This window comes from Caulobacter sp. S45, from assembly GCF_903642205.1.
Classification (GTDB): Bacteria; Pseudomonadota; Alphaproteobacteria; order Caulobacterales; family Caulobacteraceae; genus CAHJWH01.
In genome coordinates this window covers 1-10,241 of sequence record NZ_CAHJWH010000117.1, presented here as the reverse complement: position 1 = coordinate 10,241, position 10,241 = coordinate 1, and the positions used below count along the sequence as shown (strand labels likewise).

Here is a 10,241-nt window from a genome sequence, read left to right as displayed (position 1 = left end):
CGATCCTGCTGCTGTTCGTGATCGTCAGCCTCTCCTCCTCCCAGCTGCCGGTGAACTTCCTGTCGGAGGTGCAGGGTCTCCGGCCGCAGCAGGCCTATGTGATCACGGCCGCCATCGCCGCCGGCCAGCTCGTCCTGCTGCCCTTGATGGCGCTTGTGCTGAACATCGCCTGGATCGATTCCCGGGTGGTGAGCTTTGTCGGCATGGCTCTCATCCTGACCGCATGCCTGGGCGACGCCTACGTGACCAGCGCCTGGAACGTCGGGCAGTTCTTCCTCTGGCAGGGCTTGCAGGCGGTAGGCGAGCCGATGGTGGTCATGCCGCTCCTGATGATGGCTACCAACACGGTCAAGGACCCTTCCGAAGGGCCTTTCGCCTCGGCGCTCGTCAACGGGCCGCGATCGCTCGCCGAAGCCACGGGGGTGTGGCTGACCCAGGTGATCATGCGCAAGCGCGGAACGCTGCACTATAGCCGCCTGGTGGACCAGTTTGGCGAACGCATGTCGGGCCTCACCCAAGTCCGCGGCCTGGGTGCGCCGAGCGGGGCAAGCCTGCCGGGCGGCGGGCTGAACCTCTCGGTCATCTCCCGCTCGCTGCAGACCGAAGCCGTGGTGATGACGCTGTCGGACACCTTCCTGATCATTGGCGCGATGACCGTAAGCATGATCCTCATCCTGCTGGTGCTGCCCGAGCGCACCTACCCACCCCGCATCGTCTTCGCCAAGGACTGAGTCGTGAGCGAAGACAAGCCTCACGACCCGCGCTCCACGGGCTCCGATCCGAAGCAGGACCAAAAGCCGGACGACAAGAAGGGGGGCGACAAGAAGGCCGACAAGGCCGAGAAGCCGCCGGTCTGGCCCTTCTTCGTCGCCGCCGTCATCGTGCTGGGTTTCGTCGGCGTCGTGCTGGTCAGCCTGTTCGCGCCCCACTCGGTGGTCGGCACTGACGATGCCCGGGTCGCCCTGCACTTCTCGACCGTCGCGCCGCGCGTGTCCGGCCAGGTGGTCGAGGTGGCGGTGAACGACAACCAGCCGGTGCGCGCAGGCCAGCTGCTCGTGCGGCTGGACGAGCGCGACGACCTCACCGCCGTACAACGCGCCGAGGCCATCCTGCAGCGCGACGAGGCGCAGGTCGGCAACACCGACGCCCAGATCCGCCGGCAACCAGCCCTGATCGCCCAGGCGCAGTCCACGATCCCATCGGCGCAGGCGCGGCTGGTCCTCGCCCAGCAGAACACCCGCCGCTACCGCAACCTCGCCGCCACCGGCGCCGGCACCCAGCAGGACCGCCAGCAGGCCGAGGCGAGCCTGAAGCAGGCCCAGGCCGACGTGACGGGCGCGCAGGCCCAGACCATCGCCGCCGAGCAACAGCTGACGATCCTCAGGGCCGACCACGATTCGGCGCAAGCGACGGTGCGCGAGGACCGGACCCAGCTGGCCCAGGCCCGGCTGAACCTGTCCTACACCCGCATCACTGCACCTCTGGATGGGCTGGTCGGCCAGCGCACGGTGCAGGTGGGCGACTTCATCGCGCCGGGGGGCGCGCTGATGACCGTCATGCCGCTGGACGCCGCCTACATCGAGGCCAACTACCGCGAGGTGGCGCTGCGCCGCGTGCGCCCGGGTCAGCACGTCCGCATCCACCTGGACGCCTACGACGTGAACCTGGGCGGCGTGGTGGACAGCCTGGCCCCGGCCACCGGCGCGACCTTCGCCGCCGTGGCGCCGGAGAACGCCACGGGCAACTTCACCAAGATCGTGCAGCGCCTTGCCGTGAAGATCGACGTCCTGCCGCACCAGCCGCTGGCGCGACTGCTCCGCGTCGGCCTGTCGGTGGAGACCTACATCGACACCCACCTGGCCGATGTCGCAGCGGACGAACGCCAGCACCCGGCGGCGCTCCGGTGAAGGGCAGGCGGTTCGCCCTCTGGCGCCCTGCTGCTCCCCTCCTGGGGTGGGGTGGGTGGATCTGGAGGAGGGGGGTGGCCCTTGGCGCGCTCTGCACGCTCGCGGCGTGCACGGTAGGGCCGACCTTCACGCCGCCGCCCCCGGCCACGCCGGCGCCTCAAAGCTTCGGCGCCGAACCCTTGGACGTGAAAAGCTCCACCTATGCCGGAGCCGTGGACGTGGCCTGGTGGACCCGCTTCAAGGACCCCGAGCTCACCTCGCTCGTCGGACGGCTGGCGCGCCAGAACCTCGACCTGCAGATCGCCGCCGAGCGGGTCCGGCAGGCCCGCAGCCAGCGCCGCATCGCCGCCGCGCAAGGCCTGCCCCAGCTCGACGCCCACGCCCAGTACACCCACGAGCGCGAGAGTCCCGCGGGCCTCGTCTCCCTGACCGAGCCCGCTCCCGGCGCGCCGCTGGAGTTCAACCTGTGGCAGGACAGCCTGTCCGCTTCCTGGGAGATAGATCTGTTCGGCCGCGTCCGCCGCAGCGTCGAGGCGGCCGGCGCCGACATTGAGGCCGAGGTGGAGGCGCGGCGTAGCCTTGCGCTTGCGGCCATCTCCGACCTCGCCACCGACTACCTTCAGCTGCGTGACGTGCAGACCCGGGAGGGCATAGCCCGCCAGGACCTGCAACTGGCCTCCGAGAACCTAGCCCTGGTGCGCAACCGCTTCGACAATGGGGTGGCCACCACGCTCGACACCGCCCAGGCCGCCGGCCAGCGCGCCACCATCGCCTCCATGCTCCCGGACCTGCTGTCCGAGGAGGCTCGCCTGATCAACGCCATCGGCCTGCTGCTGGCCGAGCCGCCTCGCAGCCTCCAGGCCGAGCTGTCGCCGCCCAAGGCCGAGCCCGGGGCGCCGCCGCGGGTTCCGGTGGGCCTCCCGGGCGATCTTGTGCGCCGTAGGCCCGACGTGCGCGAGGCCGAGGCGAGGCTGCACTCGGCCACCGCCCAGACCGGCGTGGCGGTCGCCGACTTCTACCCCGATATCACCCTCATGGGTGACGAGGGGCTCCAGGGCCTGCGGCTGGCCGACGCCTTCAGCCCGCGCGACCGGCAATTCGATATCGGCCCGTCCATCAGCCTGCCGATCTTCCATGGCGGTCGGCTCCGCGCCACGCTGCAGCTGCGCAAATCCGAGCAGCAGGCCGCGGCCAACGACTTCCAGAAGACCGTGCTGCAGGCCTGGCGCGATGTGGACGACGCGCTCACCGCCTATGCCCAGGCCCAGCGTCGCCAAGCCCAGGTGGACGAGGCGCTACGCCAAGACAGGATCGCGCTGGCCGCGGCGCGCCAGCGCTACGCCGAGGGCGCTGCGGACTTCCTGAACGTCATCGCCGCCCAGTCCTCCTTGCTGAACCAGCAGAACACCCAGGCGACCACCAATGCCGACGTTTCCGTCCGGCTGGTGAGCCTCTACAAGGCGCTCGGCGGCGGTTGGGAGCCGTTCACGTGATCGGCGAATGGATGACGCTAGGCGTAGCCGCCTGCATTCGGCTCATCTTGAGCCTGTCGAAGGACGAGGTGTCCACCGGGCGTGCCGCGGCTGCGTTCTTCGATAGGCTCAGGATATCGACCCGTTTGGTTTCGGCGCAGGAGCCGCTTCGGTGAGCGAACCTGATCCCGGCCTGACAGGCGGCTGCCTCTGCGGCGCTGTGCGGTTCAGCTATTCCGGCCCGCTGGGGGGTGAGCTCGGCGCCGTCACCGTCTGTCACTGCGCCCAATGCCGCCGCGCCCAAGGCTACGCCGCCGCCGTCGCGCCGGCGCTCGCCCGAGGGTTCGTCGTCCTCCGCGGCCGTGGCGAGATCGGGGAGTACGAGTCCTCGCCGGGCAAGTGGCGGGGCTTCTGCAGGTCTTGCGGCTCGCCCCTCTACTCCCGCCGCGACGCCAGGCCCGACGATCTCCGACTGCGCCTCGGGGCCGTCGACGCAGCGCCGCCGGGGTTGAAGGTGGAGGCCCACATCTTCACCGCCGGCGCGCCCGCATGGAGCTTCGGCGACGATGCGCCCCGCTATGCATGGTTCGAGCCGGGCCGTCAGCCCGCAGCAGGCGCCGGCGGCTGATCCGCGTCCGAGGCCCTGGACTGCAGCATGCCCGAGCCCAGCAGCCCCTCCATCTTCGGTCCTGGCTCCAGCACCACGTCGGTGGGGCCGCCGGCGCCCATGAAGGCGATCTTCTCGGCGAGGAAGGCGTCGAGCACTGCGTGGTAGAGGGCGCTGCGGGTCTTGTAGACGTCGCGGGGGCTGGCGACATAGAAGTAGCAGTTGAAGTTGATCGACCCCGCCGCCGCCAGGGAGTCGATGTAGACGGCAGGCTCCGGCTCCTCCAGCACTGCAGCGTTGGCCCTGGCGACCTCGCCGATCAGCTCCGCGGCGCGACGGCCCTTGGCCGGGTCGGCGATGGAGACCTGCAGCTGGATACGGCCGCGCGGGTCGCCCAGCGTCTTGTTCTGCACCGTCTTGGTGATCAGGTCCGAATTGGGCACGATCAGGGTGGTGCGGTCGAAGGTCTGGATCTCGGTGGCGCGCACGCGGATGCTGCGCACGTCGCCCTCGACCCCGCCGACATTGACCCAGTCACCGACCTTCACCGGCCGCTCGATCAGCAGGATCACGCCGGAGACGAAGTTCTGCACCACCTGCTGCAGGCCGAAGCCGATGCCAACCGACAGCGCGCTGGCCACCAGCGCGATCTGCTTGAAGCCCAGCCCCATGGTGGCGAGCGCGCACAGCACCGCGGCGCCCACGCCCAGATAGCTGACGCCGGTGGCGACCGAATTGCGTACGCCTGCATCCCAGCCCGTCACCGGAAGGTAGCGCCGCGTCACCCAGCCCCGCACCGCGTGCACCAGCACCAGGCCCACCGCCAGGGTGGCCAGGCCGGCGAAAATGGCGCTGGGCGACAGCACCGCAGAGCCGATGTGGATGGCGCGGCCAAGGCGGTCGAAGTGGGAGGTGAGCGTCGTGCCGCTCTCGCCGAACGGCGTGATGGCGAGAGCCAGCACACCCAGCAGCACCGCGATCTGCAGGCCGGCCGACACCAGAACCCCGATCTGGCCGATGGTCGTGCTGCGCAGATTGAACAGCACCACCAGGGTGCGGGCCGCCCAGCCCCGCGGCTGGAACAGCACGCCGCACAGGTCATCGGTGAAGCGCAGCACCAGGTAGGCGACCGCGCCCAGCATGCTGAACCAGAAGATCTGGTTGGAGATCAGCACCGCCAGCGTCGTGTAGCCGGTCAGCACCGCCCCCACCGTCAGCACGATGGCTGTGGTCAGGACGAGTGAGAACAGGGTCCAGCCTGAGGAGCGGGCGGCCTGCTGAGCGTCCGTGGCCTCCTCCACCGGCGTCCGGTTGCGCCCGAAGCTGACCAGAACCAGCCCAGCGACCCCGGCATAGGCCAGCGACATCACGCAATTGGCGGCGATGGTCGCCGCTACGCTTGCGCCCACCACATCGTTCAGCCGGGTCAGCAAGAAGCCTCCCCCGGTGATCCCCGCCACCATCCACAGATAGAACCGCACCCGGCTGACCGCGTCCTCCGGCACCTGCATCAGCCGGCTTTCGGCGTCGCCGCCGGCCACCGTCGCGCGGCCGAGCGCCACCACCGCGGCCGCCCAGGTGATGGCGATCACCGCCGCTCCGGCCAGCGAGTCGGCCGTCTCCGACAGCAGGCCGCCCCACTGCGCACCGAGGTGCAGGGTATTGGCCGCCAGCGCCGGCAGCACGGTGTCCACGAGCGCCACCCAAAGGGCGTGGGCGGTGAGGCGGAAGCCCTGCGCGCCCCCCGTGGCCGTCCTTGCGCGCACCAGCCCCTCGAGCGCCTTGCGCGCCGGGAACACCAGGGCGAAGGCCACCGCCAGGGAGATCACGAAACTCAGCAGGTCCTTGGGCTCAGGCGCCTCCACCACCGCCGTTCCGGCCCGCTCGGCGACGCCGATCAGCCGGCCGACATCCGCCGACGTGGCGTCGGACAGGGATGACCAGAAGTCCGGAGAAACGGGCGAGGCGGTCTGCTCGAAGATCTTGGAGGTGAAGCTGTCGCGCCGTTTCTCCGCCACCAGGTCGTAGGTATGGCTGGCGGTCGTCGAGACCGTCTCGGCCTGCTTGACCTGGCTTTCCAGCTCCGCTTGCTTGGCCGTGAGCTGGACCTGCTGAACGTGTTCCGCGGGGGTCAGCTTGCGCCGCTTGGCGATCAGGGCCAGCCGGGCGAGCTGGCGGTCGATGGTCTTGAGTTCCTTGCTGCGCGCGGAGACGACGGTATCCGCCGCCGCCTGGGTCTTGGCCGACTCGGTTCGGAGCGCCGCCAGCCGCGCCTCGTCGGTGGTCGTGCGGGCCTGGGACTGAAGCTGGCTCACGGTGCGCTGGGTGGTGTCCAGCGTCGGCTGGGCCGCCGCCTGCACCGCCGGGGACGCTGGTGCGGGCGATGACGGTGCCACCCCTGCTGACGGCGGCGAGGTGATCGCCGCGCCGCTCATCGCCAACGGAGCGGCGACACTGGAGGGTGAGACCTGCTGCAGGGTCAGGGCTCCCTGCGAGGCGGACGCCGCCGCCCGTGGGTTCGGGGCCGCAGAGGCCGAAGGCTGGATCTGGTTCGCGGCCTGCGGCTGAGCGGATGCGACGGCGGCCAGGCTCACCCCGCCGCAGAGCAGCAGGACGCTTACCAGGAGGTGCTGGACCGTCAGTCGGATCCGTTGCGGCACGTGGTGCTCCGTAAGGCCTGATCGCCGGATCGACCTTGCATGATCCTGGCTGAGAAGCGCACGCTTCTGGCGTTCTCGCCAGCCAGACCGCGCAGCATGGGCGGCTTGATGGCGGGAGGGTGACCGCCTCTTCAGTGGATGCAGACGATCTCGACCTCCCCGGCGGGTGTGTCGCCGCTGTCTCCCACACCCTTGCCGAGGAGGGCCCGGGCGAGGGGTGAGGCATAGGACACCGCGCCCTGAGCGGGATCGGCTTCGTCCTCGCCGACGATGCGGAAGACTTGGCGGCGGCCATCCTCCCGATCAAAGGTGACGCAGCTGCCGAACCGGACGGTAGGATTGGCCATGTCGGTGTCCACCAGCTGGGCGCTGGCGCGGCGGGCGGCGTAGTAGCGCAGGTCGCGGGTGGCGCGCGCCATCGCGGTGCGATCGGCCTGGACGTCGCCGTGCGCCTGGGCGGCGGCGTAGGCGGCGCGAGCTTCCGCCAGGGCGGTGTCGAGCTGCGCCAAGCCCCTGGCGGTGACCAGATTGGCCTGGGGCGAGACGGGGCGGTCGGGCAGGTCGGCCGCGGCCGATTCGCTGTCCTGCTCCTTGGTGAAGGCGACGCTCATGGCGACTCCGATGGCGGTGTTGCGGGAGGCTTAGCCGGCGACGCGTGGCCGCCAGTCGGGCTGCTCAGCCAAGCATTTCGGCCACGAGGGCGCGCAGCTCACGCCGGCTAAGTCCCGGCCGGTCAAGCCTGGGCAGGCGGATAGGAAGGGGAGGATGCGGCAGGCGATGCTGGAAGGGCATGAGAAGCAAAGAGGTATGTGAACCGGTGGTCATGGATGTCCTGAGGCGGCCCAAGATGCGGGCCTGCGATGTGGGTCCGGATGTCCGGACGCGGGCATGGCGCCACCTCCTGTGAGGATGACGATCAACCGTTATGCAGATCAGTAGAATGCCCAATGCTCTTGAGGAGCTTCGTGGACAGACCGAACTTGGCCGGCTTGATGAAAGAGATATGGACCATCTGGCGCCTTCTGGCAAGAGATGCCTAGCCGGACATCATGAGCGGACGCTCTACGACAGGCGCCGGCTTGGGTCTTTGGGCTTCCATTCCTGGTATCCCCTGTATGGCGCAGCTATTCCTCATGCTCTATCTTCGGGTCCGTGTGCATCGGCGCATGGGTGAGACGGAGCTCTTAGATGGGCCTTTTCGACAATCTTACCGGCATGCTGGGCGGCGGGCCCAGCGGGTCGGAGGAAGGAAGTCAGGGCGGCGGCGCCATGGGCATGTTCAGTCAGTTGCTGAACCAGGACGGCGGTCCCAGCAGCAACATCCTCGGCTCCCTGCTCGGCGGCGGACAGCAAACGCAGGGTGCGGCTCCGCAGGACAGCGCAGGCCAGGCGCCCGCCGCAGGCGGCCTCGCAGGAATGCTGGAAACCCTGGCGGCAAACGGCCTGGGGGAGCACGTTTCCTCATGGCTCAGCAACAACCCCAACCTGCCGATCAACCCCCAACAGATCCACGATGCGCTGGGCAGCCAACAGGTGCGGCAGATGGCCGCATCCAGCGGCCTGCCGGTCGGCGCCTTCCTGCAGCAGCTCGCCCAGCACCTGCCCCAGGCGGCGTCAGAGCAGGCCGGCGTCAATCCGGGCTGAAACGCCTCAGGCCCTGTTCATCTGCAGCCGGTTAGTGCAACCCTCCCCAACCAAGGAACAGACGAGATGATGAAGCGTACGATCATGGGCCTGGCCGCTGCGTCGGTGCTGGCCTCCACAGCGGGCGCGGCGAGCGCCGGATGCCTCGGCGGCGCAGTGGTCGGCGGCGTCGGCGGCCACTTCGTGCATCACCCGGTGCTGGGCGCCGTCGGCGGCTGCATCGTCGGCCATCACATGGCCGTGGTGCACAAGCGCCAGATGCGCGCCCAGCGCATGGCCACCTACGGCCACTGACATTGGTCCGTTAGCGCTCCCGTCTAGGGGGTCACGGGAGCCCACGCCCGCCCTGCGGCGCGGGCTTTCTCGTTCCTCGCCCACGCGCTCAGAACGGCGAGTATTGCGCCGCCAGCGCCTGGATGGTGGGCGTGCGCTGCACCTGGGTGACCTGGCCCTTGCCGCCGTAGGAGACCCGCGCCTCGGCGATCTGGGTGTGGTTGATGGTGTTGGCGGAGGTGATGTCCTCCGGCCGCACGATGCCGGCGACGTTCAGCTGGCGGATCTCGTTGTTCACCCTCACCTCCTGGCTGCCCTGGATGGTCAGGTTGCCATTGGGCAGGACACCCGTGACCACCGCGGCGATGGTCATGGCCACCGCTTCGGAGCGGTTCACCGAACCCTTGCCGTCCTGGGCCAGGGTGGAGTTGGTGTTCACCAAGCTGCCGGCGTTCAGACCGGGCAGGGCGTGCTTCAGCACCGTCTCCAGCCCGAACAGATTGTTGAAGCCGCCGTTCACGCTGGAGGTCCGGTTGGCCACCGTCTCGTTGCTGAGCTGGGCGCTGTCGGAGATGGTGACGTTCACCGTCAAGATGTCGCCGACCTTGGACGCCCGCTGGTCGTGGAAGAAGGTCCGCGCGCCGTTGCGCCACAGCGAGTTGGCCGAGGCGGGGCGGGGCGCCGCGTCGGGATGATCGCCGAGGTCGCCCTGTTCGCGGGGAACGAGCGCGGCGGGGTACTTGATCGGGCTCATGCTCGGCGTGGCGGTCGCCGTCTTCAGGCTTTCGCAGGCCTGCAGCGGCAGCAGGGCCATGAGGGCGAAGGAAGCGGCTTTGCGCAGCATCGGGTCGGCGTCCTAGCGGATCAGGATTGGGCGGATCAGGGATTGGCGGCGGTGCGGAAGGTTGCGCCGGGGAAGCGGGCGGCGTCGGCGCCAGGGCCGACGGCGGCGTGGCCCGGCGCGGTGGCGACGGCCTCGATCACCTTCTTGGAGGACAGGTTCATGGCCTGCACGGTGTCGCCCACCGCAGCATCGCCCATGGCCTTGGCGGCGAGGCTGAGGCTGACCCCGTCGGCCTCGTAGTCCACCGAGATCATCTGGTCGCGCCGGATCACCTTGGCCGCGATCAGCTCGTGCGCGGCGACGGCGGCCCCGGCGCGCAGCGGCAGGCGCGCGGCCTTGCCGATCGCCTGCTCCGGCTGGTTCGGCGCGTCGGGGCCGGCGATGGCCTCGTCGCTCCACTCCAGGTCGGAGGCCTCGATCATCTCGCCGGCGGAGATGTTGCGGGCGTAGACCAGGGTTTGAGCGGCGTGGCTGTGGTGGGTGCGGCGTGCGGTGTGGGCGGGGCGGGCCGTCTCCGCCGGCGCGTCCATGACCGCGACGATGATCCGCCGCTGGCCCGAGTTGTTGGCCCAGTCGAGCCCGGCGGCCCGGGCGGCGAGCTGCACGTCGCCGGCGTCCAGGACCGCCTCGCCGCCTATGGGCGCGCGGCCGAGGACCTTGGCGGCAGCCGGGCCTTGCACGCCGTCGAACATGTCGCCGAGGGTCACCACCCCGGCGTGGCCGACGATGTCGGGGCGCAGGTCTACAAGCTGAGCGGCGAGGGTGGGGGAGGCGATGAGGAAGAAAAGGCCAGCTACGTAAGCGAGCGCCCGATTTCTCCTCCCCTGCGCAGCG

Annotated in this window: 10 protein-coding genes; 6 read left to right on the top strand and 4 right to left on the bottom strand. The window is 69.8% G+C overall.

Annotated elements, in window-relative coordinates; translation table 11 throughout:
• The 4 genes from HUV06_RS11640 to HUV06_RS11625 form a co-directional block, all read left to right on the top strand.
• The coding region (locus HUV06_RS11640; RefSeq protein ID WP_217433816.1) for a hypothetical protein at positions 1 to 731 on the top strand (731 nt) is incomplete at its 5' end.
• A gap of 3 nt (positions 732 to 734) precedes the next feature.
• Positions 735 to 1,907, top strand: a complete 1,173-nt coding sequence (locus HUV06_RS11635; RefSeq protein WP_174301430.1) for an HlyD family secretion protein — start codon at positions 735 to 737, stop codon at positions 1,905 to 1,907.
• A gap of 74 nt (positions 1,908 to 1,981) precedes the next feature.
• Positions 1,982 to 3,400 carry an efflux transporter outer membrane subunit gene (locus tag HUV06_RS11630; protein WP_217433815.1) on the top strand — a complete coding sequence of 473 codons (1,419 nt, stop codon included), beginning with the start codon at positions 1,982 to 1,984 and terminating at the stop codon, positions 3,398 to 3,400.
• Between the two features lie 151 nt (positions 3,401 to 3,551).
• The gene (locus HUV06_RS11625) at positions 3,552 to 4,007 is read left to right on the top strand and encodes a GFA family protein (RefSeq protein ID WP_217433814.1); all 456 of its coding nucleotides are present in this window, start codon (positions 3,552 to 3,554) and stop codon (positions 4,005 to 4,007) included.
• On the opposite strand, the gene HUV06_RS11620 is transcribed toward HUV06_RS11625, so the two are convergent.
• Together HUV06_RS11620 and greA are read right to left on the bottom strand one after the other, a co-directional pair.
• Entirely contained in the window at positions 3,980 to 6,646 is a 2,667-nt protein-coding gene (locus tag HUV06_RS11620; protein WP_174301429.1) for a DUF3772 domain-containing protein, read from the bottom strand. The genes HUV06_RS11625 and HUV06_RS11620 overlap by 28 nt on opposite strands.
• 131 nt (positions 6,647 to 6,777) lie before the next feature.
• Positions 6,778 to 7,257 carry a transcription elongation factor GreA gene (gene greA, locus HUV06_RS11615; RefSeq protein ID WP_174301428.1) on the bottom strand — a complete coding sequence of 160 codons (480 nt, stop codon included), beginning with the start codon at positions 7,255 to 7,257 and terminating at the stop codon, positions 6,778 to 6,780.
• A 577-nt stretch (positions 7,258 to 7,834) separates the two neighbouring features.
• Here greA and HUV06_RS11610 point away from each other — a divergent pair.
• Together HUV06_RS11610 and HUV06_RS11605 are read left to right on the top strand one after the other, a co-directional pair.
• On the top strand, positions 7,835 to 8,290 hold the full coding sequence (locus tag HUV06_RS11610; protein ID WP_174301427.1) for a YidB family protein: 456 nt from the start codon (positions 7,835 to 7,837) through the stop codon (positions 8,288 to 8,290).
• A 66-nt stretch (positions 8,291 to 8,356) separates the two neighbouring features.
• Entirely contained in the window at positions 8,357 to 8,584 is a 228-nt protein-coding gene (locus HUV06_RS11605) for a hypothetical protein (protein WP_217433812.1), read from the top strand.
• 88 nt (positions 8,585 to 8,672) lie between these two features.
• Here the strand turns inward: HUV06_RS11605 and flgH are convergent, their stop codons facing one another.
• A complete protein-coding gene (gene flgH, locus HUV06_RS11600) occupies positions 8,673 to 9,407 on the bottom strand; it encodes a flagellar basal body L-ring protein FlgH (RefSeq protein WP_174301426.1) in 735 nt (244 codons plus the stop codon).
• A gap of 35 nt (positions 9,408 to 9,442) precedes the next feature.
• Positions 9,443 to 10,241: flagellar basal body P-ring formation chaperone FlgA (flgA, locus tag HUV06_RS11595; RefSeq protein ID WP_174301425.1), on the bottom strand; the 799-nt coding region annotated here is incomplete at its 5' end.

Coding starts and splice junctions, on each gene's coding strand:
- greA (WP_174301428.1), bottom strand. CDS start 7,257: ATGAGCGTCGCCTTCACCAAGGAGCAGGACAGCGAATCGGCCGCGGCC.
- HUV06_RS11605 (WP_217433812.1), top strand. CDS start 8,357: ATGATGAAGCGTACGATCATGGGCCTGGCCGCTGCGTCGGTGCTGGCC.
- flgH (WP_174301426.1), bottom strand. CDS start 9,407: ATGCTGCGCAAAGCCGCTTCCTTCGCCCTCATGGCCCTGCTGCCGCTG.
- HUV06_RS11610 (WP_174301427.1), top strand. CDS start 7,835: ATGGGCCTTTTCGACAATCTTACCGGCATGCTGGGCGGCGGGCCCAGC.